Below are 26,260 nucleotides of genomic sequence, written 5' to 3'. Positions count from 1 at the left end.
GTAACGGTAACATGGGTCGGCAGCGTACGCTAGAGGTTGAGTGCGTATGGAAATGATCGTTTCAGTAGATGGAACTGCGATTGCATACGAACGTTCAGGGAGCGGGCCTCCGCTCGTGGTCGTGCATGGAACGACCGCAGATCACACACGGTGGGAACCGGTCCGCTCCGCCTTCGAAAAACACTTTACGGTTTACGCGGTCGACCGTCGCGGTCGGGGAGAGAGCAGCGATGCCGCCGAGTATGAGCTGGAACGGGAGTTTGAAGATGTCGCCGCAGTCGCCGATACGATCAATGAACCGGTAATCTTGCTCGGTCATTCTTTCGGCGCACTCTGTTCGCTGGAGGCGACCCTCCGGACCGACTCTATCGAGAAACTCGTGCTGTACGAACCGCCGATTCCAGTCGGAGAGCACCAACTCTACTCCGAGGAAGTACTCACTGAAATGGAGACCCTACTTGACGATGGCGAGAACGAACAGGCGCTCGTGTTGTTCTTCCTTGAGGTTGCCAAAATTCCGCTCGCACAGATCGATGTGCTCAAATCCGCTCCGAACTGGCAGGCCCGTGTGGACGCGGCCCATACAGCATATCGTGAGACCCAAGCACCCGCCGACTACGAGTTCGATCCTCTCCGATTTCGGAATATGACCACTCCGACGTTGCTCTTGTTAGGGAGCGAGAGTCCGCAGTATCTCGAAGATGCAACAGAGGCGATCAACGACGCGCTCCTCAATAGCCGGATCGCTATCCTTGACGGGCAACAACACGTTGCTATGAATACCGCGCCAGAACTCTTCATCAATGAGGTGCTTGCGTTCTTAAGTGAGTCAAATTAATGGAACGGATCGACGACCGGTCCCTTCGTTTCGACCGTCTATCTGCTATGAATCCAATCCGGTGGTTTACCTGGGATTCCCCGAAATAACAAACTCACTGTGCTGCACCCATCCTCTGGATGTTGCACGTCGTTTGTGACACCTGTGGTATAGATTGAGCGAGCCGTGCAAGATACACAGCGCATATTCAGCAGCGTCACATTCTCTGAAGCGGGTGTGTTTGTGAGGCAATAAATGGCTGGAATGTCGAGTCGATCCAGCCACCTATCATAAGTAGATTACTCAGTCTGAAGGGTTGCAGCCGTCAGAAACTATTGCACCCAGTGCGCCCGGGGGAGTCGCGTGACTGTTAGTCGTGACCGACGACCTCAACCGGTTCGTATGGCTCTTCGATATATTCGCGATCGGAGTCAGAGAGCGATATTTCGACCGCTTCGACAGCGTCTTCGAGATGATCAATGCTCGAGACGCCGATGATCGGTGCCGTCACATAACCGGTATGGAGATGCCAGGCGATCGTGAGCTGCGCCATTGTCACGCCATGGTCCTCGGCGAGTTCTTCGATCCGTCGATTGATCTCCTCTCCGCCCCCAGCACGATAGACAGCATGTCTGTCTTTTCGTGAGTCGGCCTCTTCGCTTCCACGGGCAGTCGAATCGAACGCGTCGTGCGGACGCGTCAGGTATCCTCGGGCCAATGGACTCCATGGAATGACCCCAATCCCCTCGTGGTCACAGAGAGGGAGCATCTCGCGTTCTTCTTCCCGGTAGACCGGGTTGTAGTGGTTCTGCATCGAGACGAACCGCTCCAAACTGATTTGGTCGCTGGTATGGAGGGCCTCCGCGAACTGATATGCCCACATCGAGGATCCCCCGATGTATCGCACTTGAGTTCTCCGGACCGCGTCATCGAGCGTTCGGAGCGTCTCCTCGATCGGTGTTTCGTCATCCCACCGGTGGATCTGGTAGAGATCGACCGTCTCTATTCCGAGGCGGTCGAGCGAAGCTGCGAGCTCCTGCTCGATTGCCTTGCGAGAGAGCCCTTGTGCGTTCGGGTCATTTTCGTCCATCGATCCATAGACTTTGGTCGCGATAACGAGCGAGTCGCGGTCATATTCGGAGATTACGTCTCCGAGGACTGCTTCGCTCTCTCCATCGCGGTAGACGTTTGCTGTATCGATGAAATTGATTCCGAGGTCGATCGCACGTTCGATGATCTGCCTACTATCGGCCTCATCAAGTTTCCAGCCTTCACTGTCGAGACCAAAATTCATCGTCCCGAGACAGATCTGACTGACGGACATGCCGGTCGATCCGAGGGTTGTGTACTGCACGTACAGACACCTGGTAGGAAATCACATAACACTCACTCTGCCGACGGCCCCCGATACGGTTTGTCAGTCAGATCCCGCTCGGGCAACCGAATCCCGGCCTACCGACCATTCTTGACGGCAGAGTTCAGCCCTACGGCGAGGGTGGCCGTCTCCTAACGCAAAGGCTCTACCTGATTCGTATTCTCACGGTATCTCGCTTACTCCGGCTTCTAACTCCTCTCGATCTCTCCAGAGAATTGTTCGCTCCGCGTTCTCGAGTAGCTGCAGGTGCGAAGCAGCCATCCCGTTATCGTAGTGGGCTCTATTTTCGCTCTTACTCCCGTACTCTCGTTTGAGGACCCATACCTTCTCCCGAATCTCCTCGTGGAAGTGATAGCCGAGTTCCCACACGTATCCTCCCTCGTAATCCTCAATGACGAGGACGATCTGTGTCGCTCGACCGCAGAGATTTTCGTACGCTGCTGCCCATAGCGCAAGTTCATCCGTAGTCAGCTCAAAATCCTCCAATCGGAACGCCGTGGCATCGGGACGACCGCCTAAGAGCTCATCGACCAGCATGCGACGATCAGCTGCTTTGGTATCGCCGCCCGTTCCGAGGACCAGATATCTTCGATCGCTAAAAGCCAGCTCTCGAAACCGTTCACCGTGAAGAAGTGACTTCAGACGCTCATGCTCACGCGGAGTGAACGCCAGCCCATCAACATTGATGAATTCGACGTCATCTGCCTTATCATCAACCTCTTCGGACACTGCAGATGGTACCCGATTCACTCCTAAGAACCTACTGAATGTTTGCTCAGAGACTTGCTCTATGACTGGCCCGACTACTGGCGTGAAATTTCCGAGTGTTTATGCGGGTGGACATTCTACAGCAGGTATGAACCCGCCTGAACACTCGGATACCGAGTCACCCGATCGGTGGCATCTGCTCCAGGCGGTCACCAACAAGAGTCGCGCGAACATCATCGCTGATATCGTTGGGCACCCGAAAGACGCACCAAGTGTCGACGAGCTCGCAAAAACGAATCCAAGCCTTCAGAAGGACACGATCAGGGGCCATCTGAGCGTTCTCAAAGACGTCGGTGTTGTCGATGAGTTGGTCATCCCTGTCGGTGAGCGCACCCGAGGCTATCCGTACAAGTTCTACCAACTAACTGACCGCGCTCGTGCTCTCTTCGAGGACAACGGACTGTTCCCTCGAGAGCCCTGGAAGCGCCAGTACTCACGGGTGGTAAAGGACACCGAGATGCGTGAACTCGAGCAAATGCCTCGACCGGAAACCAAACACGACCGTAGCGACGGTGAACAAGAGGAACTGACGGCCGATTAGTCGTTAGCATGCAGGGTGCTTACCCTCTAAACCTCGAGAAAGGATCATCGTTCGATCTCGGCGTCAGGCTACTTGACGGCAATGTCCAGTGTAGCGTTGAATAACGTATTCGCTAACTTGTAGCAATCATCCCAGCTGGTATACTCTGAGGGAGAGTGACTCTTTCCCTTCTCACTTACTGCAAACACCATACTGATATCGGTCACAGAGGCCAGATGAGTGGCATCGTGACCCGCCCCAGAAACTAACCGCATGCTACTGTAGTCCAGGCAATCTGCAGTGGATTGGACGGCTCTAACACATTGACTGGGGAATTCGACGCTGGGCGCACGCCTCGTCTTACGGGTCTCGGCTCTAGCGCCTTCACACTTTGCAGCGTGTTTGGCTTCGGCCAGCACCTTTTCGTATGCCTCTTCGACGAGTAGCACTTCGAGATCCGGAGATCGAGTACGAGGGATGGCTAGGCACAATCGGAGAATAATGAGAACTGATCGAACTCGAAACAAGATTTTAAATCGGTGAGATCTAAGGATGTCACTTACGGCAGTGCCAGTTCCTCCAAGCGGACTGCTATCTCTGTTCCAATCTCATCTTTGATCCACGTAAACGCTCACCTCGTAACAGACGTGATGTTAGGTCGGTCACACGTGTTGTTCGACAGCGGCGGCGGCTGCGAACAGTTCCAGATCACCGTATTCCTCACCGATCAGCTGTAACCCGACTGGGAGCTCGTCGGCCCGTCCGCAAGGGAGGGTCATCGCGGGAATGCCCGCGAGGTTCGCCGGTCGCGTGTTGTATGCCAACGGCACATCGTAGCTGTCGCTCGCCGTCGAGTAAGTGTCCGGTGTCCATGTGCCGAGCCCCGGAGCCGTCACCGGCATCGTCGGGGAAATCAGCACGTCGTGATCAGACAATGCCGTCTCAAACTGCTCGTAGAGGGCGTCCGCCGAGAAACGCGCCCGAACGTAACTCCGGCTGTTCTCGAGAATCTTCGCACCAACGATCGCTTTTCGCCGGGCCACGACGCCCAGCTCGTCAGCGCCGGCCTGGAGCGCTGCCGCAGCGGCGTCCTGCCAGCCAATGTCGAGAGCTTCCCTCCGACGAACCGGGACGAGCCCCGATCGAAGCGTGTCGGCGAATTCGGCGTTGGTGATCGTGTTCCAAATGTGAACGCACTCCTCGATGTCGGGTATCGACACCTTCGATACGGTTGCGCCCGCGCCTTCGAGGTCATCGATCGTCGATCGGACGCAGTTTTCGACGGGTTCGTCGACGTGGGAGCCGAACAGCTCGTGGACGAGCCCAAACGACAGCTTCTCAACGGCCGGGGGCGCCTCAACGGCGTCGGCGGCCGACCCTACGAGGCGAGTGGCACGTGCCGAGGAGAAGTCGCCTGGGTCCGGTCCTACGATCGCGTCGAAGACGCGAGCCGCCGTCCGGAGGTCGCGTGCGATGGGGCCGACGTGGTCGAGGGTGTACGCCAGCTCGACCATCCCCGTTCTCGGGATCGCACCCCATGTGGGTTTGAACCCGACGATTCCACAGAACGCCGCTGGAATCCTGACCGAGCCTCCGGTGTCGGACCCGAGCGCGGCATCCACCGTGTTGTTTCCCACCGCAGCACCGCTCCCCGACGAGGAGCCACCGGCGACGTGCTCATGCGCCTCGGGATTGGATACGGGGCCGAATCCGCTAGTCTCGCTCGTCGGACCGTAAGCGAGTTCGTCCATGTTTGTCTTGCCGCGAATCGTCGCGCCGGCCGCCAGCAACCGGCTGACGACGGTAGCGTGGCTTGTGGGGATGACGGACTCAAACACCCGCGATCCGCACGTCATTGGCGCGCCCGCGACCGCGAAATTGTCCTTGATCGCGATCTCGAGATCCGACAGCGGTCCTGCCGTCTCCGGATGACTAAACAGGCTGGTGAATGCGTTGAGCGGATCGATGTCGCTACCGGGACCAAAAACGACATCCCGGACGGCGTCGTCGAACGAACGAGGGGCCGCTATCTCATCCAGCCGCTCATGCCCGCGGAACTCCTCGTCGATCGCGCAGGCGTACCGCTCTGCCTCGGAAGAGCCGATAGTAAAGCCGAATTCCGCCCCCAGGTCGCGGATTCGACTCCTCTCGAACTCATCCATGGCCACCACCTCGAGAGTGTCCGAAAATTGGTGTGGGTGCCGGACACAGCGAGGCATCGTCACAGTCCGACCGTGATCGAATGGGTGCCATGGAGCCCCACACCCGAATTCGGATAATTATCCTTTGTGAAGAGGAAGCGATGGCCGATAAGAACGAGGACGAGAGGTGATTGGCCGTTCGGTTCTCGGCACCGAATACGGACAGCCGGTCGACAGGCGGCGTTCGGCTGCCAGTAGAACATCGTGGCAACGATCGTCGGGACGACATTGAGATTCAAACAGATGACCCTGAACCGACGGGTCAACCCATTGTTGACTTGTGATTCTGCGAAGCCAAAGTTATAAATAGGGATTTCGCCTTGTCGATGTCAGGAGGGAGATATGGAAGTCCTTGATGTGAATACCCTTAGCAAATCTTTTGGGGGTATTCATGCAGTAGACGGATTGGAATTTTCGGTAGATGAGGACGAAATTGTCGGACTGATTGGACCGAACGGGAGCGGAAAGACCACCACGTTTAATCTGATAACGGGATTTTTGAAGCCGGACTCCGGGAAAGTGACGTTCGACGGACAAGAAATCACGAACGCGAAACCCTACTCGATCGCAAAGATGGGGCTGGGCCGGACGTTCCAGATCAACAGACCGTTCGGACGCCTCACGGTCTTCGAAAACATGCTCGTCCCGAATATCGAGGGCAGCACCTACAGCGCCGAGACGGAGGAACAGATCTGGTCGATTCTCGAGGAATTGGATATCGATCACATCGCGTACAGTAATGCGAATGAGCTAAGCGGGGGACAGAAACAGCTCCTCGAACTTGCAAGAGTCCTGATGCTTGATCCGAAATTCATCCTGCTCGACGAGCCTGCTGCGGGGGTTAATCCAGCGCTCATGGATGACATCATAGATCGTATCAAGAGATTAAACGAGCGCGGCAAGACGTTCCTGGTCGTCGAGCACGACATGTCGGTAGTACGTACTCTCTGCGAACGAATCATTGTAATGGATAGCGGACGGAAAATCGCCACGGGGTCATTCGATGAGATTCAACACGACGCCAAGGTTAAGGAAGCATATCTAGGATGACTGCGATTGAACTTGAGAACGTGACGACAGGTTACGGTGACAACGAGATCTTACACGAGTTGTCGATGGCCATCGAAGAGGATCGCGTGAGCACGATCATCGGTCCAAATGGATCGGGGAAATCGACGACGCTAAAGGCGATTTCGGGCTTGGTACCTGTGTGGGAAGGCGATATTTTTATTCGTGGGGATCGGATTACGGATGCCAGTACAAAGGAGATCGTGGAAAAAGGAGTGGTGATGCTCCCCCAGGGTGGAAACGTTTTCACGGAGATGACGGTAAAGGAGAATCTGAAGATCGGTGCCTACCTGAACGACGATAAAGAGGAGCTTAAGCGGCGGTACGAGGGGGTTTACGACGTGTTTCCGATCCTCGAAGAGCGAAACGACCAGCGCGCTGGCGATCTCAGCGGCGGCCAGCAGATGATGGTCGCGATCGGGCGGTCATTGATGGCGGATCCAAAGGTACTCCTGCTCGACGAACCGAGCGCGGGGTTAGCCCCGAACCTCACCGACCAAGTGTTCGACCAGATCCAGAGGCTAAAAGAGTCGGGGATCGACATGGTCATTGTCGAACAGAACGTCAGGAAAGTGTTGGATATCGCGGAGTACGTTTTTGTCCTCGACCAGGGTGAGGTCGCCTACCGGGGGCCGAAAGAGGGCTTCGAAGACAGTGAAGAATTGATGGGAATGTACTTCGGGAAGCACTGACGAAGTTACCCAACGAATGGAGCAGGTACCGTCCACCTGCCGAACACTTTCGACATGAACCCCTCCGACGTTAGTTTTCACTGACAGCTGCTTCGTCGACTGCTATAGCGAACCACCGATAGGGCGACCGACTGGGAATTCCGAGCCTGTACTATCCTCGGCACTACAATTATGGTACCGAAAGTTAACGGTTCGCTCGGGCTACATAGACATGAAGATAAAGGAGATCGCTCGCGAGTTCGGAATCGAGCTCACCGACGAACGGGCCGCGGAGCTCACGATGGACGCCGAGACCTTTCAGGAACGGCTGAACGTTTTTGAGGCGGCCGATCCCGACCACGATCCAGTCGAGGGGGTCGATGACGGTGACGATTCATACAACGCCTTTCGGTATCGTTTCCGGGCGAGTGGAGGTGACGGGGCATTGAGCGGCTACAATGTCGCGATCAAAGACAACATCGCCGTCGCTGGAGTTCCAATGCACTGTGGCTCCCGGGAGATCGAGTATATTTCGCCGTATCATGCGACGGCAACCGCCAATCTCCTGGCGGAAGGGGCGACCCTCCTCGGAACAACCAACATGGACAAGCTGGCATACTTCACGACGGGTGAGACATGCGATTTCGGCCCCACGAAGAATCCCGAGGTGACGGATCGAGTCGCCGGCGGCTCCTCGTCGGGAAGCGGTGCCGCAGTCGCCGGCGGGCTGGTCGACGCCGCGCTTGGGACTGACACCGGAGGTTCGGTCAGGATTCCGGCTGCGTTCTGTGGAATCGTCGGGTTCAAACCGACCTATCGATCCGTCTCACGGTTCGGAATGGTCGATCTCGCGCCCTCTCTCGATCACGTAGGGACACTCGCCCGGTCGGTGGAAACCGCTGCGAGGGTGCTTGAGTCGCTAACCGACCCCGACGTGCATGACCCTTCGACGTACGCAACCGCACCACCGCAGGGGATCCTCGAGGCGCTCAAAGAGCCTGTTGCCGGGCTGCAGGTCGGTCTGCTCAAGGAGGGGTTCGATCGCTCGAGCGATCGCGTCGCCACGGCAGTCAGGGAAACCGCGGCGGGCCTGTCCGAGTTCGACTGTTCGGTCGACGAGGTCTCGGCGCCCGGGTACACGGGGACGATCGACGCGTTGACGACGATCGAAAGCTGCGAGTTCGCGACGTTGCTGTCGAACAACGGCCACCTGTACGGATGCGGAACGGGCTACAGCGAGTCGTGGCGACAGGCAGTTTCGGAATTCGTCTCGAAAGGGGAGTACGGCGAGCACCTCGAGGAGAGCATCCTGATCAACAGCCACCTGCTGCGCACGACGGAGGGCGAACAGTACGTCGCCGCACAGAACGCTCGTCGGGAATTCGTTCGGACGATCGACCGGCTGTTCCAGACGTACGACGCGCTGATCACCCCCACGACGCCAATGACAGCGCCAGAATTTGGCGAGGTGGCCAGCGTCGACGACCTCCTCTACACGGAGGCTAACACCGGCCCGTTTAATCTCACGGGCCACCCCGCGATCTCGGTGCCGGGTGGAGAGGTGGACGGACTCCCGGTCGGGTTACAGGTCGTCGCGGACTGGAACGCTGACGGCACGGCGACCCGGCTCGCCTCGGTGGTCGAAAGCCTCGGCTGAACGGTGACGGGCGTGTCAAGGTCCGGACGGGAGACGAGCCGGTGTGGGTATGAGGTGGCTCGATCCCTATCTTTTTCGCGACTCTGGACTTGACGATGGTGCTAGTACTGCGTTGGTATCGACCTCGTTCGATTCGGCCGTGAAGAACCGAGAATCCAGAGATGCAGGTCGGTCGTCGGAATGACTATGTTCGTATAACAACTATGTTCGGATAACACTGCCAGTAATATTCGCTGATCAGACATTAGCCCGAATTCACCAGCTGAAAAACAGAAATCGACCCTTTAAACCACTTGAGTCAGAGCCCGAAACCCAGCAATTCGTCACTCAGAGCCTCAACTGGACACGAATATTTCGAATAATATAAATCATCCAAACACAGCGGGATCCCGCAGAGCGTTGTTCGCCGCGGGAAGCTCTAGATGAACTGTATACACTTCCGTGGTGCCTTTACTCTCGTCAGTCGCCGCTGAAATGAGTGCGGACCGGGAAATATTGATTGAAAAGCGTCCAATAAATGATGATGATAGCATTACGAAAACCCACCGTCGAAAGCTATAAGAGACGATGATGCAACCCGAGGTCATGGGCAAGAATAGCACAGCTGATAATGGGGTAAACAGACGGAGAAGGGACGTTCTAAAGGTGACAGCGGTGGGTGCGGCCGGGGCGCTGGCCGGGTGTCTTGGCGACGACGACGAGCCTGACGACGACGTGCTCAGGGTTGGCGTCTTCGGGCCACTAACCGGCCCGAACGCGGTGATCGGAGAAGCGAAGGAGCGAGCGTGGGAAGTAATTGCTGATCACGTAAATGAGAACGGCGGCGTAGCCGGCGCCGAGATCGAGCTCGTGAAGGCAGATTCGGAATCGGAGCCGTCGGCGGGTCGGAGCGACGTCAACAGGATCATCGACGACATCGACATCCTCGGCGGCGGATTCCACAGTGACGTCGGACTGGCCGTAGCGGAACTCGCCCACGCCGAACAGATGCCCTTCATCCTCGACGAACCGGTGAGCGAGGCAATCAATCAGCTGATTCTTGACGAGGATATGCAGACGGTGTTCAAGACCTCGCCGCCATCTGAGGCGTACGCCGTCGCTTGGGGGAACCTCGTGGAGGATTTCGACGATGAAGAGGTCGGCTACTTCCCGTTCGACGATCAGACGATCGCGATGATCGCCGAGGACACCTCCTACGGGATCAGCGTGATGGACGCTACGGCGGAACAAGTCGAGGACGCCGGGTGGGAAGTGCTCTCGAAGAACGACGTCCCCTTGGAAGAAACTGACTTCACGTCGCTGCTGGCGTCAATTCGCTCCGACGAACCTGACATTGTCTGGGCGGTGCAGACCAACCCCGCCGGCACTGGAGCACTCGTCGATCAGTACGACGAGTTGGACTTCGGAGAGTCACACTTCCTCCACAACTTCGGCCTGCAGGGAAGCGACGCGCGAGATGCGGCGGGCGATGCCGCGAACGGGGCATTCTCAAACGTGCACCCGGATGGTGTGCCCGAATACCTTGACGATCTTGGCTGGATCGACCTTTGGGAGTCGGAGACGGATATGGACCTTGCCAGCTACGCCGCGACATCGATGACAAACATGTGGGTGATTGCAAATATCGTCGAGAGCACGGGCGGTGTCTCCGACTTCAGGGAGATGAGTGCGGAAGAGTGGCAACAACACGTGATCGATCACGAACCGATACAGGCAGGCATCGGCTACATCGATTACGAGGACGACCACCAGGCCGCCTGGGGAGCGGTGGACACCATCCCGACGCTCGCCTACCAGATCGACGGCGGTGAAACGAACCTCGTCTGGCCGTTCGAGATCGCGGAAGCGGAAGTCAATGAGGAGTATTACGACTAAGGCGAGTGACCCGCTATACGCTATTAAAACACGTTACCAAGTTATAAATGCAGATACTATGACCGGAAAACTCCACACGAAGTTTCGAGCGACCTATTTATGTCCTCGTTTTCATTTTAAATCGAAGTGCTGCTTGATTGGTGGTGTAAATGGTTGATATCGGGCTCTTCGTCCAACAGATCATCAACGGGCTCTCGTTCGGCGGGCAACTGGCGCTGATCGGCGTTGGCTTCACGCTCATCTGGGGCGTCGCTCGCGTGCTTAATTTTGCTCACGGGGCTGTCTTCATGCTCGGGGCGTACACCGGGTACTTCTCGCTTGCGTTCACTGGGAGCTGGCTCGTCGCGATCGTCACGGGAATGGCAGTGACGTTCGTCCTCGGGTACGCGACCGAAGTCTTTCTCGTGAAGCCGCTGAGAGGAAGGCGGGAGTTCGACATCGCCTCAATGGTGGTCACCCTTGGCCTATGGTTCGTCCTCGAACACAGCGCGCGATTCGCGTTTACGTCCCACCAACGGGGGGTGTCGCCGATTGTTCCCGGCACGTGGGAAGTGTACGGCGTGGTCATCAGCATCAATCGAGTAATCATCTTCGTCATCTCGGTAGCCGCGATCGGCGTACTGTTCGCGATCATCAAGTACACCAAGTTCGGACTCGCGGTCCGTGCAGCCGCGGAGGACAGTCAGACGACGCAATTGATGGGCGTAGACATCCACCGAGTGTACGCGCTGACGTTCGGCCTGAGTGCTGCGCTGGCGGGGCTGGCCGGTGTTCTCTTGGCACCAATCTTCTCCGTCTATCCCGCTGTCGGAAACCAGCCATTCTTGTTGGCGTTCATCGTCGTTATGATCGGTGGGCTCGGCAGCGTCCGCGGCACCCTGATTGCCGCGCTCGTCCTCGCGATGGTTCGGTCGCTCGCGATGATCTGGACGTCCGCGCAGGGTGCCCTGATCGTGCTCTTCCTGTGTATGGCGCTTGTGTTGATTGTTAGTCCTGACGGAATCGCCGGGTGGCTCGAGTCATGAACATAGAGTCTGCTAGTATCCTGATCAGTCGCATTCGGGCCAATGTGAAGCTCAACCTACAAACGATAACGGGTAAGCTGCTGGTTGCGGGGTTTGCGTTCGCGCTCGTCTATCCCTTCATCGCCTCGCGGTTCGCGTTAGACGTGGGGACGCAGGCGCTTATTTTCATCCTGGTCGTAACGAGTTGGAATTTCATCGCGGGCTACCTCGGCATCCTCTCATTCGTCCACGCTGCCCTCTTCGGGGTCGGCGGGTATGCGGGTGCCATGTTCGCCGCCGAAATGGGGGTCCCCGCCCCGCTCGCTATCTTGTTGGCCGGCGTGGTCACCGGGGTATTTAGCCTGCCAATGGCGGTGTCGGTGCTCCACCTCCGAGGGGCATATGTGGCGATGTTGACGATCGCTTACGCCGAGATTATATTTCTCACCGCGATCATCTGGCGCGGCGTGACCGGCGGGCCCACAGGGTACTCCGGCTTCCCGATGCTGTTTGGGGGGGACCGCGTAATGCTATATTACTTTACGCTTGTCGTCGTGACGGTGCTTGTCGGTGTATTATACCTGATCACGGTCAACCGGTTCGGCCTAGTCGCCAGGGCGATTCGAGAATCCGAAGAAGCCGCGCAGATGCTCGGAAACAACACTCGGCAGTATAAGCTGATCGGATTCGTGATCGGGTCCATAATGGCCGGGGTCGCGGGAGGACTCCAGGCGTACAACATCCTTGTCATCGCTCCCCCGATGTTTGAACTCGAGCGGATGATCGAATTTATGGCAATGGGGATCGTCGGCGGCCTTCGCACGATCAGCGGCGGAATCTTCGGAACACTCGTGGTGTTTGGACTGTCCGAGGCGCTACGCCCGATCGGCACCGCTCGGCTCCTCATATGGGGAATTTTGCTGATCGTCGCGATCATCTTCGTTCCGAATGGAATCGTTGGTCGCGGTACCGGTGTAGACAATTCGCGAAACGAACTAGTAAGTCAACTTCGGGAGCTGATACGGCGATAAAATCCACCGAATAGCCACTCACGTTCGGCTACCGTTGGCATACAAGGGCCCCGTTCGCGGAAGCCGAATTTCGACCAATTCACTGAACACCAAGTGCTCGATATTCGGTATCTCCCCCTCAATCGAGTGAGAATAACCGACGTATCATCGAAGAGACTTTGATTGACCGTGATATTTATTCCAGTTGAGCTGGCATCTCGCTCGAGACTGGAAGAAGTACATACCTCTGAGTATCTCAAAGGGCTCGAATCGTATTTGCAGGCGGTGTTGGACGAATCAGTGGTACAACAACCGAAGCGAACGATATGTTGGCGCTCAAGAAGGTGGGTATCAAATCAGCCGTCTTGTGTTTGCTACACTCGGTGTCCCCGAGTTGCTATTGGTTCGACATTTGAACTTGAAACGTATGGTGGTAATGACCCGTTCGCATGGTTAGGCGAGGAAACTCGGACATTTGAGACAGCGATTGAACAGGCACGACAGTATCACCTGATTACTGGCCCGTAAAGTCGCTTCCCCTAACTAGCCAGTCTATTACATGTCTCGGCGAATACCATAGCACCCTCAACCACATCGTCCCACTCTGTAAATTCTGCTTCGTTGTGTGTCTTACCGTCGACACTTGGAACGAATAACATACCAGTATCAGTTATTTCGTTCAGGTAGGTCGCGTCGTGGGCGGCCCCACTAGCAATCTCCTGATGCGATGCCCCTACCGCCTCTGCTGCTTCGAGAGCTGTCTCTCTGATTCTCGTCGAAAACTCGGTGTGCGGAATCCGCCATATCTCTTCTAGATCAAATGAGGTGCCCTCGCGTGCACACGCAGCTTCTAATTCTTGTTCGACACGCTCAACGAGTTCACCTACGACCTCATCGTCATAGCTTCGGACGTCGATGGTAAACCACACCTCGGATGGAATGACGTTGATTGAACCGGGTTTTAATTGTAGCTCGCCGACCGTGGTCACCACGTCCTCGGCTAATCTGTTTGAAAGGCGACGGATACCCTGTACGACATCGGTCGCCGCGACTAATGCATCTTTCCGTGAATGCATTGGCGAAGGGCCGGCGTGGTCTGATTCTCCATGAATTGTAGCCTCTAGCCATGACATTCCAAATACACCCTCAACTACACCAACGGAAAGCCCTCGTTCTTCTAGCTTCGGCCCCTGTTCGATATGGAGTTCGAGATACGCGTGATGAGTTTCCCGTGGACGGCATGGCTCGTCACCATCGTACCCGATCTTTTCGAGTGCTTCTTTTACAGATACCCCATCGGAATCTGTTTGAGCGAGCGTCTCATCCACGGAAAATTCTCCGATGTAGGTACCACTTCCCATCAGTGCTGGCTTGAATCGAGAGCCCTCTTCATTAGTCCAATTGACTATCTCTATTGGGCGGTGTGTCTCCAGCTCATGATCCTCGAAAGTTCGTAGGGTCTCCAATGCGAGTAACACCCCTAACTGCCCATCAAATCGACCACCGGACGGTTGGGAATCTAAATGAGATCCTATCAAGAGTGGATCTGCATCCGAGTGCGTCCCTTCTCGTCTACCGAAGATGTTGCCTACCTCATCAATCCTCACTTCGAGGCCGAGGTTCTCGAGATCATCGACGAAGAGGTTTCGGACGTCTCGATCTTCTTCGGTAAGTGTGAGTCGGTGAAGGCCCTCGTTTTCGGTTCTTCCTATATCTGAATATCTCTCGAAGCTATCGCGGAGGCGGTGGGGGTCGATTTCGAGCACACGAGTAGAAGCATGGACTAGTATTGTAGTTGTTTTAAAAGTATCTGTCACATTGGTTTTCACTAGCGTTGGTCTATTCGCTATACCACTGATTTTAACTTCGAGAACACGGGCTATTTGATCAGTGTCGGTGCCGACGAACGACCGGAACAGGCTGTTGTGAACGTTGAGAAATTCCGCGAACGGCTTCGGACCTGGGAGGAGGGAAGTGCCCTCCCACTTAGTGAAGTGATCCAACGAATCGAGCGCGAACGCGATCATGAGAGCGACCCCGGCGAAGCAACTATCCCGATAGCAATCTACGGTGTCCAGCTCCGAACGGTTCATTCCGCGAAGGGACTCGAGTTCCCTATTGTTATTGTCCCTGAGCTTAGTCGCGGCGTTAACAAACGGGCAACGATCACCGACAGTAGTCAGCGTCGACATTCGCTTGCATATCTCGAAATAGTCGCTGATGAGCCAGTCCACGGTATCAAGGGTCCATTCCCAGCGAATAGCTTCGAGACGATCGCGACACCGGATTACGAGATCACAATGGAGGTCCAGCAGCAAGAAATTCGGGCGGAAAGTCGGCGTCTCCTGTACGTTGCAAGGACACGCGTTCGGGATCACCTCTTGTTGACGAGCACTCACACCGTTGGATCGGACAGTGAGGCAACCTTCGGTGACTACGATACCGGTGAACAGGCCTCCTGTTGGCGTGATCTGATCCAACCGATTCTGCTCGAAGACAGAGAACTCCTTGCGGACCTGGCCACAACAGGCGTCGCGACACGCTCACTCGGGGACAGCCAGTACTCGGTTCGTCGACCACCAACACCGGTTTCCGGACCGGTCGAGTCAGCAACTACTGACCGTGCCTTTGATATCGAGCTTCCAGAGCCCTCTGAATCGCCAGTAGGGGTCGCCTTGTCCGCAACCGTTGTTCGTGATCTTGTCTCGGACTATCCCGCACACAAAAAGTTACAGACGGATACGGAGCCAACCTCGACTGAGCAAGGCTCCTTCCTCGAGGATCTGGTCTCCTCAGAGGGACTGACATCGACCCAATTCGGGACGGCCGTCCACCGATTGTGTGAACTCCCCCTTACTAGCAGCACCATTGATTGGAGCACAACGCCGGGCCAGATTGTCGGTGACCCTGAGGGATTTTCGCCGATGGTCATTGAGGACCTGCGAAATCAGGTTCAGTATGCCGTCTCAGACGTTCAGCAGTTTGAAACAGGGCTAACCGTCCGAACGACCTATAATGAATACCAAGTACGTCTTGAGCTTACCACTGGTCAGGTAGTCGGTGATATCGATCATCTCACGGTGACCGATGACTGCTACTATATTTCGGACTACAAAACGGATTCACTACGTAATCGTGATATCGAGGCCGTAGCTGAGCACTACTTCACTCAGCTCCGGCTGTATGCTTGTGCACTTTCTCAGGCTAATTCGACTCGAGACTGCGTGCTGCGATTGATCTTCACCAACGAAGAAGCAACAAAGGAAGAAACACTCTCACTGAACGATATCGACCAATAGCGCCACCAGTTCGCGCAGGCACTTAAGCAGAAATCTATCGATAACTGAGCTAGTCAACCATCGATCATAACAGGCTGCCGCTGCCGAAGCCGCTGGAGAAGGCACTGTGCTGGCTCCGCGATCGATGATTGTGCGACACACGATACTGTTCGAGCCCGTCGAAACCTCTATTGGTGTTGCGGTCTAGCTACAACACAAAGATGGCAACGGAACACCCCACCGACACAGACGGAGACGCCGAACAACGGTCTCGAATGGCCCGCGCCCTCGCTACCGGCGGGTTCGAGGACGTCCTCGTCACCAACCGCAAGACCGCAAAGAAGGTCCTCACCGAAAAGCGCCAGGAACTCATCGCCCGCATCCGTGAGGGAGACATCGAGTCCGTCCGCGGCCTCGCTGACGACCTTGACCGCGATGTCTCCGGCGTCAGTCGTGACCTCGACCTCCTCTTTAAGGCCGACATCGTCGAGTTCGAAACCGACGGCCAACGCAAAATCCCCCACCTAAAACACGAGACTGTCGTCACTGAACCGATCGCATAGGGGCATTATGGACAGGTTCTATACAACTCTACTTGGTACCAACTAAGACTACGACTACTATCTCACCGTCTCAGGCGAGCCATCGATCAACGACGTCCAAGCGTTCGTCGTCACCATCCACTACGACGATCCCCAGACCAGGGAAACCATCGAGATCGCCCGCATCGACACGAGTCACGGCTACGTTCACTTCGACCGTCTCTACCGTGCCGACCAACCAAAGGACCCCCTCGATATGGAGACGCCATGGGAGGCCGAAGAACATCTCCGCGAACACTGGCGCCAGTACGCTGAAAGCTACGCCCGGAACCACGCCTAATCCTACTTCTGCCGTTGTACGCCGGAATCCCGAGCTTCGACTCTCCGTTGTCGATCAAACGAAAGAGGTCCTGCATCCGTGACCACATCGTCGTCGAGTACTCGCTGTACTCACGTTCGAATTCCTCCTCACGTCCCGTCTCGATCTCCTCTAGGATCTTTGCTCGGAGCTGTTCAAGACTGAAGTTCTCCACGTACTCGGCTCTCGCTTTCGGATCGTCGGGATCGATGAGGTCGCGGGCTTCGGCGTAAAGAATGAACATCAACCGGTAGAGCAACACCAACGATTGCTCTTTGAGCTCGGAGAGTGCCGCATCATCGTCTGCCTCAATCCCTAACTCGTTCGTCGAAACGAAGCCCGTCCCGAGTGTCTGCAGTGCAGTGAAGACGTTATCCTGGAGGTCCTCACCGAGTTCTTGTGCTGCCGTTTCACTTTCTGACCAGACCGTATCGAGAAACGTCGTCCCGGCGGTCTCGCGAAAGGCCGCCGGTCGGAAGAACAGGTAGAACGCTTTGAACTCATCGAGCGATCCTCGTTCAAGCAACTCAGGAAGATCCACCTCGTAGTAGGTCTGTGTCTCGTAATCACGAGTGCCGTAGAGTCGCCACTTCCGCCCGTTCGTGAGGATACCCCACTGGATCGCCTCGGGTGTGCGTTCGAGGTAGTACTTGATCTGATGTGAGGCATCGCGATACTGGCGATCCTCGTTGAAGCGCTTCTCGAAATCAGCCTCCCACTGTTTGGCTTCGAGAATCGTCACTCCGCGACTGAATGCGGCACGTGCCTCCCCTTCGGCATTGAGGTGGACTGCATCGCGCCGATCGTTGGGTGAATCGAACAGCAGTCGGTCGACGAACCCCCGATCATCAGGAAGGTTCACCTCCGGCATTCGCGCGAAGCCGAGAATATCAAGCACCTCGTCGATCCAGGCGTCGATCAGCTGATCTTCGTTGTACGTCTCGACGAGACCGCGCTCAGTTCGGTAGAGCTCTTGGAGTTCTTCGAAAACGGCCTGCGCTTCCGGATCACAGTCCCACGCAATGAGGTCGTCGACACGCTCTCTGAGATAGTAACTGGAGAAGAGATTCGAATTGGCGTAGGGATCGGCCTGCGTTAGGACCTCGGACATCGTATTGTCACCCTCTGATCAGGCAAGGATTATGAAAGTATAGGGAGACGTATCGTGGGATGTTACCTCGCGAGGGGTCGTCGAACCATCCACACGGATGGCCGATGCGGCCGCCTGCCGTCTAGTCGAGCCGAACGCTTGGACGAATCACAGCGGGGTTAACCCTCACACGACCTCGATTGAGTGAATCTCATAGGGAAGCGACCCGATCGAGTTCCATGTTCCCGCCCGCCACCGGAGAACGTGGCCGCCGTACGTTGCTGCAAACACGTCCTCCCCGTCCTCGTCGGTCGTCCAAGCGGAAACGACCGCGTCGGGGCCGACGGGAGATGGGACGGCCTCAAACGTGTCGCCGTCGTCGATCGATTCGTACAGTACTGTGTCCGGCCCGCGCTCGCCATCCCACACCAGGGGTGAGGCGGCCGCGGCAGTGTAAAGCCGCCCGCCTGCAACAATCGACCCGATGAAATAATTCTGGTTGAGGTCTTTGTCTAGACGCGTCCACGACCGACCCGTGTCGCGTGTCCGGTACAGACCGTCGCCGGTCGAGACGATGTACTCCTCAGGCCCTCGAACGAGCACATGGTGGACGTCGAGCTCGAGTCCGTCTACCCGCTCGCTCCAGGTCACCCCACGATCCTCGCTAACCAGAACGCCGCCGACCTCGACGCCAGCGATAAGTCGATCGGGGACGTCGGGGTGCGCGCCGAGACTGTCGATTCGACCCTCGTCCCGGTGGCGGGGGGTTCTCCACGTGTCGTACGAGGGGACCTCCCGCAGGCCCGTGCGCTCGCGCCAGGACTCGCCGCCATCGCTGGAGACGAAGAGGTGCGCCGGGTGCGTGCCGGCGTAGAGGGACTCGCCGTCGGGGCTCTCGAGGACGGCGAAGACCTCACGCCGGGGGACGCCGAGGTCGCGCCACGTCGTGGCGCCATCCTCGGAACGAAACAGTCCCGAACCCGTGGCCGCGAAGACCACGTCGACGAACGTTCGAATTCGGTTCACACGCTCGCTCTCGAGGGTACGATCCGCGTACTCGATCCCATCTTCTGGGGCGAGAAATCCACCCTCCGTCGTTCCGATCAGGAGCATCGCCGCCCCCCGCTACGCTCGAGTTCGTTGGTCTGACCCACTCTGAGGGGCGCCTCAGATGTGGATGTCACGACCGTCGCGGCCGTCAGTGACCAGGCTCCTATCGCGCTCTGGCTCACTTTCGGATCAACGAACGGCCGAGCCGAAGTACCGGTCAATCGTATACCTATCCTGCTCACACCTCCTTCACGGTGGCTTCCATGGATGGCGGCGACTCGGATCGATCCATCGGACGTTCGGATAGCAGTTGGGTCGTCCATACACGTATCGAGGAAGAGGACGTGAATCACCGCGACCCCACATAGTCCGGGGTTTGATACTCACCAGAAACGGTCAGTACCGATCGTCGTGGATGTAATGATCGATGAGGTGTGCCTCTCCGCGGTGTAACCGTTCAGCGAGTGCGGATCGAGAGATCTCGAGGTCGCTGGCGACGTCCGTGAGCGACGCCCGACGGGGAACTGCGAAGTAGCCCGCCCCGTGGGCAGCCAGAAGGGCTTCGCGCTGTTTCTTGGAGATACCTGGGACCGTCCCATCGGCGTCGGCCGTTCCATAGAGTCGGTCGAGGTGAAACTGAGAGCCCATTTTTCGACAACTCTCGCGGTAGGCAGCGAGTTCGTCGCGGTTGGCGAAGCACTGTCGTAGATGCCAGCCGTCCTCTGTGACGTGCATCCGCTCGATGAGCGTCTTGTTGAACCTGAGTTCGTCCATCGCTCCTGGGAACGGTCCACCGTTGATGACGTGATAGGTCCTCGTAGCGCCGTCGTCGCTGATGAGCGTGATTTCCTCGATGTACTCCGCGGCTTCGATAGCGGCTTCGAACGCTCCAAACGAAGCACATTCGACACGTACGACGTGTATGAGCGGGCCGGAAACGGTCTGCTCTTCGTATTCGACTGTGATCGTGCAATCAGGAACCGCACGGGCAACGTCGACCAACGGTGCGTCCGGTGACTGTAGGCGAAACTCCGCGATTAGACCCATACGATTCGCTCGCGACCGACCACGATAACGCTCTCCCGCCAAAGTGGTATGGTGACACCACGAGACTCCAGTTCCGTTGGGCAAAATTCCGACAGTTCATGAAGATCGGCCGCGCTTCGAGATCGTCGACACGCTCTCTGAGATAGTAACTAGAAAAGAGCGCTCTTCCGTGAGAGAATGTTGAAACCGTGGACCGTTCATACATAGACCGGACTATACATTGCGGAATAGGTACATCGTCAGGGGGCCGAATACGGCCACGAGCGCTGCGGACATGAACATCACGATGCCGATCTCACTTACCGTCGCAGATCCGTGCATCAGCCCACGCATCGCAGTGACGAGATGACTGAAGGGGTTGATGCCGACGAACGCCTCGAGCCAGCCGGGCATCGTCTCTGGATCGACGAAGACGTTGCTGACGAATGTGAGCGGAAACATGATCATCATGCTCACACCCATGACTGATTCTGGTGTCCGCAGGACGAACCCGAGGGCGGTCCAGACCCACGAAAGGGAAAATGAGAACACTAGCAAAAGCGCAACCGCCGCTAGCAGCCCGGTGACGCCGCCGTCCGGGCGGAATCCGAGCACCAGCCCGAGGACGATAACAATCGTCGAGGCGATCGTGTATCGCACGGCGTCACCGAGCAACGCGCCAACGATGACTGAAGGTTGCCAAATCGGGAGCGTACGGAAACGATCGAAGACCCCCTCGTCAATATCGTCGTTCAGCGTAACACCGGTATAGATGGTGATAAACACGACCGTCATGGCCAGGATCCCCGGCAGGAGCGCCTGTAGGTAGACGCTTGTCGATCCCGCGAGTGCACCGCCGAACAGGTAGGTGAACATCAGCAGAAACATGATCGGGAAGACGGTGACGTCGAAGAGCTGCTCGGGGACGTGCTTGATCTTCAGTAGCGCTCGCCAGCCGAACGTAAGCGATGTTGACAGCGCGTTCGCCCGCGGCGGCCGGGGCTGGTTCGACACAGCCCCTTGCAGGACGTCGAGGTCGGGTCCCCCAGCGACGCGCTCGTCGCTCATCGGGGTTCTTCCTTGGCACCAGCAGGCTCTCGAGCAGGTCGATCGGTGAGAGCCAAGAACACCTCGTCGAGCGTGGTCTGGCCGAGCGCGAACTCCGTCACCTCGACTTCGGCATGAGAGAGCTCCACGAACGCGTGTGCGATGCGGTCGGTGTTGGCGACTCGAGCCGACAGTGCCGTCGGGTCGGCCTCCAGATCGACGGGGACGTCGAGGATTCGAGTCAACGTTCGTTCGGCCTCCGCACGCCGGTCGGGATCGCGGACACGGACGTTCAAAACCCCCGAACCCACCTGCGACTTGAGCTTGCCCGGTGTCCCCTCGGCGATGATCCGCCCGTCATCGATGACTGCGATCCGGTCGGCGAGTCGATCCGCCTCGTCCAGGTATTGCGTGGTCAGTAAGACGGTCGTCCCGTTGGCGACGAGCGTGCGGATGATCTCCCAGACCTGGGACCGGTTTCGCGGGTCAAGCCCGGTCGTCGGTTCATCCAGGAATAGTAACTCCGGCGTGACGACGATGCTCGCTGCGATGTCGAGGCGGCGGCGCATCCCGCCCGAGTACGTCTTTACCTGCCGTGTCGCCGCCTCGGTCAGCCCGAATGCCTCAAGTAGTTCACTCGCCCGTGATTTGGCCCCCGCTCGCGAGTAGCCGAGCAGCCGGGCCAGCAGGACGAGGTTCTCGCGTCCGGTGAGATCCTCGTCCACCGACGCGAACTGGCCGGTCATGCTCACCCGGCCCCGTACCGCGTCGGCGTCGCTCACTACGTCCTGGCCGAACACTCGAGCAGTCCCCGAATCGGGGCGCAACAGCGTTGCGAGCATCCGAATGGTAGTCGTCTTTCCAGCGCCGTTCGGTCCGAGGAGGCCGTAGATGCCGCCTGCTGGCACCGCTAGATCGACCCCGTCGACGGCCATCGTCTCTCCGAAGTACTTGATCAGCCCCTTGGCGTGGATCGCGAGATCCGCGTCGGCGTCGACGGGACCGGCCGACGCTCCGGCTGCCCACTCGCTGTTGCCGTCCGTCGATGTCGACGCTGTCCGGTTCGGTTCCGTCGAGGCTGCCGACGAGGGGGGCGATGATCCACTGTGATCGACGGTATTGCGCGCCGATCGGAACGCCGTCATACCTCCCCCTCCACGGGTATGGATCGTGTCTGATCGCGGGCGACGCGACGGGCCATCATCTCGGTTCGGGACTGATTTTCCATGCGTTTCTCCTGGGCATATCATAGGCCAGCTCAGAACATATACTCGCTCTAAGTGCAGTATGAAAGTAGTCCGTCAGTGGCCTGAGGCGGCCGAAATGTTACGGTACAAGCGCTGTCGGATTACTTTCGCTCGGTTTCGATCGGAGATCGGAATTGCTGTCGTGCGCTGTGGGGGTCACCATCGCACATCGGTCGAAAGCCGATCATCAGCATCCGTTCGGCCGCCCGTCTCGAAACCCGATCCAAGCAGTGACACGGACGTTCAGCTCATCGACTCATGCGGAGGCAGAGCGTGGGTCACTGGGGAATCGGTCGTAGAGTCGCAGCGCGTCTTCAACGAGATAACGGCGCATCAGGAGATAATCCCACTGAATCGCCTCGGGGGTCCGTTCGAGATAGTACTTGATCTGGTGTGAGGCGTCGCGATAGTTGCGGTCCTCATTGAGCACCTTCTCGAAATCGGCGTCCCATTGCTTGACCTCCAGCACAGAAATCCCTCGGCTGAACGCCGCACCCGCCTGTCCGTCGGCATTCAAATGCGAGGCATCGTGTCGGTCATCGGCAGAGGCGAACAACAGCCGGCCAACGTAGCCCCGCCGTCGGGAAGCGTCATCTCCGGGATCCTCGAAAACCCGAGCGTTTCGAGTACCGGGTCGATCCACGCATCAATCAGAGGATCTTCTTTCAGTCCCGGTAGGTACTCACCTTCGACCCGATAGAGTTCCTGAAGCTCCTCGAAGACGGCCTGCGCTTCCGAATCACAATCCCATGTATCGAGATCGTCGACGTGGAGCGGTTTTACGAATGGCTCATGAGACGGTAAGGCCGAAAGCATTTCACTGCCGTCTCCTTCATTCTTTCCCACTGACTGATAATACCCTTAACAATTCAGAGATAACGAATTGACCTTGGTTGATCTTCATTTAGTTCGACAGTAAGGTGGATATACTAAATATGATTCGTATCGTGAGTTTGATTGGCCACGGAGAAAGCGATCCCAGTCGTCAACCACAGTGCCTTTCGTATCCGGTCGGTCGACCATTGCCGCCGGTGCTCGCTCCGTGGCTCCGACATCCCTATCGAGGCATCCCACAATCTGGTCCGATCTGAATTTCAGTTCTTGAGAGATAGCATTACAAAAACCAAATAGATATGCAGTGAAACAAAGACAGTGAGCTTGATGGCTGAATTTCAGGCGTTGAAACGCCCTTCAGGGCATGGGAATAGTCACGAATAGGTGTCATTGAATTCGTGTTCACGACGCATCAGTTCCTCGATGCCGTGCTCAAGAATGCCACGACCCATCGCTGTCGGCCGATAGTACGTGTAGAAGCCTCGACTGTCGGCAGTTCGCCGTTTGCGCTTGTCGACTAACCCAACATCAACCAGTTCATCGAGATGGTAGTGGAAATTGGGAGATTCTACGTCAACCGCGGTTTTGAGATCAGCGGCGCTCAGTTCGTCGTTGGCAATGAGCGTGCGGAGGATCCGAAACCGTGTCGAGTGACCGATCGCCTGTTGCATTGCGAGATACTCCTCAAGCGTTAGTCCGCTCTCTTTAGGAAGCGGCGGCTCGGGCTGGCGAACCTCCTCTGTTTGATGGCGATCGGTTTCGGACATCTGGGGTTGTCTCAATCCGAGAATTAGAGCGCCACATACTTAGTCGTTCTCTACTAGAATATTTCTGAAAACACAGGTATTTATATACTATCCTTTCAAACAACGATTCGAATGCGGCAACGGATTATCGACAATCTCCCCCGTGCTGTCGATGACTCGGATTCGCTCGCCCCAGTTAGGCGGGAACAATTTCTCGTGTACTTGATGGGACCGTACCGGACGTTCGACATCGAGGCGTTGCTCCCTGATGAAGCCGATATCGAAACCGAAGCTCCGTCATTTGCGACGTGGGACGAGGGCAATGGCGAGTATGCCGAAGACGAGGTGTTACGCCTCCTGCAGGAGACGAGGGACTGTCTTCGCGACCGTGGTTTCAATGCTTTCCTCGCAATTGACGTCGGAATCCCGCTTGATGAGATGGATGCTGCCACACAGAGCATTGCCTTCGCACAGGCGAGTAATGCAACCGTTTTTATCGCTCCACAGGTCGGCGATAACCTCGGCGTCGGAATTGAGATCGGGAGCGTCCTTGAGGATATGCTGTCGACGACTGGTATGCAGGGGCCAGCGAGGGACGCGACTCCACCAGAGCGAATGCGACGGGTAATGGTCGCGACCGAACCATCAGTTCGAAGTGCGATGCTTGGAGCAGTCCACGCACGCTGGGACGCCAGTGTCCGGACGTTTACCGATACGGCGGACTGCTGCCGGCTATGCGCACAGTTCTGCACTCACATTCAGAACGAAGAGCTCTATGGCTCGCTTGATCGTCTAGTGTAGCACGTACAATAGTAGATCGAGAGATTCAAATCATGGCACGGGATCGGGCGCGACGACCTATGACTGACGACGAACTCGACGAACTGAGCGAGAAGATTCGAGAGCAGCAGAGCGAGGTCCGTGACTACCTCGCGAACGAAGGCATCGATGTCAGTGCGTGGGACAGCAACGATTCACGTTCCGGCACTCGTGATAGTTGTCGCGATCTCCATCGTCTGAAACAAGCCCGTCGCCAACTTCGAATGCACCCGAAAAGAGCTGCGCGAGAAGTGCGAAAGTTGAAGCGATAGTGATAGCGTGCCACTCCTCTAAAGGCTTGTTTAGAGAGTCCTCGACGCTGTTCACCTATGGTGGGTCGACCGGACAGCCGCGGATCTCCCCGCCGCGCATCCCCTTCGCGAGCTAGACCGTCGATAGCACCAGCGCGGCGACCGCAAGTACCGTCAGTTCGTAGCCGTCGTACGGCATCAACGCGACGGTACCGGTCGCACCGAACACCCCGAGAACGCCCATCAGCAACACCGAGCCACAGGCCGCACAGCCCGCGCCGAGCGCGCCGAGTGCGACTGCACCGAAGCTCCCGGAGCTACCGGTGAGCGAGACGTCATGTTCTCGCAGGTGATAGACGAGCATCGCGAGGTTCACGCCCATGAGCGCGCTAATCACGAGGAGGATCGCCTCTGCAAACGGGTCGGTCATCCCACCGATAAACGGAAAGAGTGAGGTGAAGAGGCCAATGCGGGCGTCCATCGGAAGCGGCCCGGAGATCACTAGATCCCGAACCAGAGGAACGTTCTCCGCGACAACGAGCGTCGCGAGCCCTAGGAGACCCGATACCACAGCAAGTACAGCGTAGAGTGGGACGGTGAGCACGAGGCCGACGGCTCGGCCCGCGATACAGATCGGTCTTCATTCTCGTTCCGGCCACTCCGCCTCCGGTACGAGATCCTCATGTCGAAAGAGAAACGGAAGCTCTGTGCCGGTATCGGTCCGATTGAGCCGATACTGATGGCTGTCCTGCTCCCGTCCGGTAAGCGCCCTAACCCGTCCGAGATGTCCTCAATCACCTCACAGACGAGACCATGATAGCGAGCATCTGGATCGTCCTCGGAGAGATAGATTCGAACACGGACTCCCTCTGAATACGCTTTCTCAGCAGGCTGAAAGATGTTTTCCATAGCCATTCTTCCCGTTGATCCAATTTCAATTTGTTGTCGCTGTACGCGCCCGTTCCACGTTGCTTCGATTCGCGTGACCATTGATCAGCTCGCGATA

The 26,260-nt window shown here is 57.1% G+C and carries 25 protein-coding genes and 1 pseudogene; 12 read left to right on the top strand and 14 right to left on the bottom strand.

Features of this window, described 5'->3' with window-relative positions:
* Positions 1-46 precede the first annotated feature (46 nt).
* Positions 47-838, top strand: a complete 792-nt coding sequence (locus V2L32_RS00350; protein ID WP_331232365.1) for an alpha/beta fold hydrolase — start codon at positions 47-49, stop codon at positions 836-838.
* Between the two features lie 349 nt (positions 839-1,187).
* On the opposite strand, the gene V2L32_RS00345 is transcribed toward V2L32_RS00350, so the two are convergent.
* The gene (locus V2L32_RS00345) at positions 1,188-2,171 is read right to left on the bottom strand and encodes an aldo/keto reductase (RefSeq protein WP_331232364.1); all 984 of its coding nucleotides are present in this window, start codon (positions 2,169-2,171) and stop codon (positions 1,188-1,190) included.
* A gap of 183 nt (positions 2,172-2,354) precedes the next feature.
* Complete coding sequence (locus V2L32_RS00340) at positions 2,355-2,921, bottom strand: aminopeptidase (RefSeq protein ID WP_331232363.1); 567 nt, start codon at positions 2,919-2,921, stop codon at positions 2,355-2,357.
* Positions 2,922-3,048: 127 nt separating this feature from the next.
* Here V2L32_RS00340 and V2L32_RS00335 point away from each other — a divergent pair, with 127 nt between their 5' ends.
* Positions 3,049-3,501 (top strand): helix-turn-helix domain-containing protein, encoded by a 453-nt coding sequence (locus V2L32_RS00335; RefSeq protein ID WP_331232362.1) that lies wholly within the window; start codon positions 3,049-3,051, stop codon positions 3,499-3,501.
* A gap of 68 nt (positions 3,502-3,569) precedes the next feature.
* Here V2L32_RS00335 and V2L32_RS00330 read toward each other — a convergent pair whose 3' ends face one another.
* Both V2L32_RS00330 and V2L32_RS00325 read right to left on the bottom strand, forming a co-directional pair.
* The gene (locus tag V2L32_RS00330) at positions 3,570-3,899 is read right to left on the bottom strand and encodes a M20/M25/M40 family metallo-hydrolase (protein ID WP_331232429.1); all 330 of its coding nucleotides are present in this window, start codon (positions 3,897-3,899) and stop codon (positions 3,570-3,572) included.
* Positions 3,900-4,142: 243 nt separating this feature from the next.
* Positions 4,143-5,642, bottom strand: coding sequence for an amidase (locus tag V2L32_RS00325; RefSeq protein WP_331232361.1), 1,500 nt, complete (start codon positions 5,640-5,642; stop codon positions 4,143-4,145).
* Between the two features lie 381 nt (positions 5,643-6,023).
* Here V2L32_RS00325 and V2L32_RS00320 point away from each other — a divergent pair, with 381 nt between their 5' ends.
* The 6 genes from V2L32_RS00320 to V2L32_RS00295 all read left to right on the top strand — a co-directional run bounded on the left by V2L32_RS00320 (position 6,024) and on the right by V2L32_RS00295 (position 12,987).
* A complete protein-coding gene (locus V2L32_RS00320) occupies positions 6,024-6,731 on the top strand; it encodes an ABC transporter ATP-binding protein (protein WP_331232360.1) in 708 nt (235 codons plus the stop codon).
* A complete protein-coding gene (locus tag V2L32_RS00315; RefSeq protein WP_331232359.1) occupies positions 6,728-7,441 on the top strand; it encodes an ABC transporter ATP-binding protein in 714 nt (237 codons plus the stop codon). The genes V2L32_RS00320 and V2L32_RS00315 overlap by 4 nt, the downstream gene beginning before the upstream one ends.
* 280 nt (positions 7,442-7,721) lie before the next feature.
* Complete coding sequence (locus tag V2L32_RS00310; RefSeq protein ID WP_331232358.1) at positions 7,722-9,077, top strand: amidase; 1,356 nt, start codon at positions 7,722-7,724, stop codon at positions 9,075-9,077.
* A 585-nt stretch (positions 9,078-9,662) separates the two neighbouring features.
* Positions 9,663-10,952 carry an ABC transporter substrate-binding protein gene (locus tag V2L32_RS00305; RefSeq protein WP_331232357.1) on the top strand — a complete coding sequence of 430 codons (1,290 nt, stop codon included), beginning with the start codon at positions 9,663-9,665 and terminating at the stop codon, positions 10,950-10,952.
* 149 nt (positions 10,953-11,101) lie between these two features.
* Entirely contained in the window at positions 11,102-11,977 is an 876-nt protein-coding gene (locus tag V2L32_RS00300) for a branched-chain amino acid ABC transporter permease (protein WP_331232356.1), read from the top strand.
* A gap of 44 nt (positions 11,978-12,021) precedes the next feature.
* On the top strand, positions 12,022-12,987 hold the full coding sequence (locus V2L32_RS00295; RefSeq protein WP_331232355.1) for a branched-chain amino acid ABC transporter permease: 966 nt from the start codon (positions 12,022-12,024) through the stop codon (positions 12,985-12,987).
* Between the two features lie 518 nt (positions 12,988-13,505).
* Here the strand turns inward: V2L32_RS00295 and V2L32_RS00290 are convergent.
* On the bottom strand, positions 13,506-14,732 hold the full coding sequence (locus tag V2L32_RS00290; protein ID WP_409348365.1) for a Zn-dependent hydrolase: 1,227 nt from the start codon (positions 14,730-14,732) through the stop codon (positions 13,506-13,508).
* Positions 14,733-14,891: 159 nt separating this feature from the next.
* On the opposite strand from V2L32_RS00290, the gene V2L32_RS00285 reads away from it, so the two are divergent.
* The 3 genes from V2L32_RS00285 (at position 14,892) to V2L32_RS21225 (ending at position 17,126) form a co-directional block, all read left to right on the top strand.
* Positions 14,892-16,265, top strand: a complete 1,374-nt coding sequence (locus tag V2L32_RS00285; RefSeq protein WP_409348366.1) for a 3'-5' exonuclease — start codon at positions 14,892-14,894, stop codon at positions 16,263-16,265.
* Between the two features lie 200 nt (positions 16,266-16,465).
* Entirely contained in the window at positions 16,466-16,807 is a 342-nt protein-coding gene (locus V2L32_RS00280; RefSeq protein WP_331232353.1) for an HVO_A0114 family putative DNA-binding protein, read from the top strand.
* An 85-nt stretch (positions 16,808-16,892) separates the two neighbouring features.
* Positions 16,893-17,126: a DUF7718 family protein gene (locus V2L32_RS21225; RefSeq protein ID WP_457852201.1), complete on the top strand. Its 234-nt coding sequence runs from the start codon at positions 16,893-16,895 to the stop codon at positions 17,124-17,126.
* A gap of 10 nt (positions 17,127-17,136) precedes the next feature.
* Here the strand turns inward: V2L32_RS21225 and V2L32_RS00275 are convergent.
* The 8 genes and pseudogenes from V2L32_RS00275 to V2L32_RS00240 all read right to left on the bottom strand — a co-directional run.
* Positions 17,137-18,255: pseudogene (locus V2L32_RS00275) on the bottom strand (Eco57I restriction-modification methylase domain-containing protein); the annotation flags it as partial.
* Positions 18,256-18,420: 165 nt separating this feature from the next.
* The gene (locus tag V2L32_RS00270; RefSeq protein WP_331232352.1) at positions 18,421-19,233 is read right to left on the bottom strand and encodes a WD40/YVTN/BNR-like repeat-containing protein; all 813 of its coding nucleotides are present in this window, start codon (positions 19,231-19,233) and stop codon (positions 18,421-18,423) included.
* Between the two features lie 447 nt (positions 19,234-19,680).
* A complete protein-coding gene (locus V2L32_RS00265; protein WP_331232350.1) occupies positions 19,681-20,331 on the bottom strand; it encodes a helix-turn-helix domain-containing protein in 651 nt (216 codons plus the stop codon).
* 213 nt (positions 20,332-20,544) lie between these two features.
* The gene (locus V2L32_RS00260; protein ID WP_331232349.1) at positions 20,545-21,378 is read right to left on the bottom strand and encodes an ABC transporter permease; all 834 of its coding nucleotides are present in this window, start codon (positions 21,376-21,378) and stop codon (positions 20,545-20,547) included.
* Complete coding sequence (locus V2L32_RS00255; protein WP_409348364.1) at positions 21,375-22,502, bottom strand: ATP-binding cassette domain-containing protein; 1,128 nt, start codon at positions 22,500-22,502, stop codon at positions 21,375-21,377. The genes V2L32_RS00260 and V2L32_RS00255 overlap by 4 nt, the downstream gene beginning before the upstream one ends.
* A 358-nt stretch (positions 22,503-22,860) precedes the next feature.
* Entirely contained in the window at positions 22,861-23,073 is a 213-nt protein-coding gene (locus V2L32_RS00250) for a hypothetical protein (protein WP_331232348.1), read from the bottom strand.
* Positions 23,074-23,117: 44 nt separating this feature from the next.
* Positions 23,118-23,450 carry a hypothetical protein gene (locus V2L32_RS00245; protein ID WP_331232347.1) on the bottom strand — a complete coding sequence of 111 codons (333 nt, stop codon included), beginning with the start codon at positions 23,448-23,450 and terminating at the stop codon, positions 23,118-23,120.
* Positions 23,451-23,812: 362 nt separating this feature from the next.
* A complete protein-coding gene (locus V2L32_RS00240) occupies positions 23,813-24,205 on the bottom strand; it encodes a winged helix-turn-helix domain-containing protein (protein ID WP_331232346.1) in 393 nt (130 codons plus the stop codon).
* Between the two features lie 111 nt (positions 24,206-24,316).
* Between V2L32_RS00240 and V2L32_RS00235 the strand changes: the two genes are divergently transcribed.
* Complete coding sequence (locus V2L32_RS00235) at positions 24,317-24,985, top strand: DUF7509 family protein (RefSeq protein WP_331232344.1); 669 nt, start codon at positions 24,317-24,319, stop codon at positions 24,983-24,985.
* Between the two features lie 402 nt (positions 24,986-25,387).
* Here V2L32_RS00235 and V2L32_RS00230 read toward each other — a convergent pair whose 3' ends face one another.
* Positions 25,388-25,684 carry a hypothetical protein gene (locus V2L32_RS00230; RefSeq protein WP_331232343.1) on the bottom strand — a complete coding sequence of 99 codons (297 nt, stop codon included), beginning with the start codon at positions 25,682-25,684 and terminating at the stop codon, positions 25,388-25,390.
* Between the last annotated feature and the right edge of the window lie 576 nt (positions 25,685-26,260).

Source organism: Halalkalicoccus sp. CGA53, assembly GCF_036429475.1.
Classification (GTDB): domain Archaea; phylum Halobacteriota; class Halobacteria; order Halobacteriales; family Halalkalicoccaceae; genus Natronorarus; species Natronorarus salvus.
Note: the sequence above shows the minus strand (reverse complement) of the source record. Positions and strands in the feature narration are given on the sequence as shown.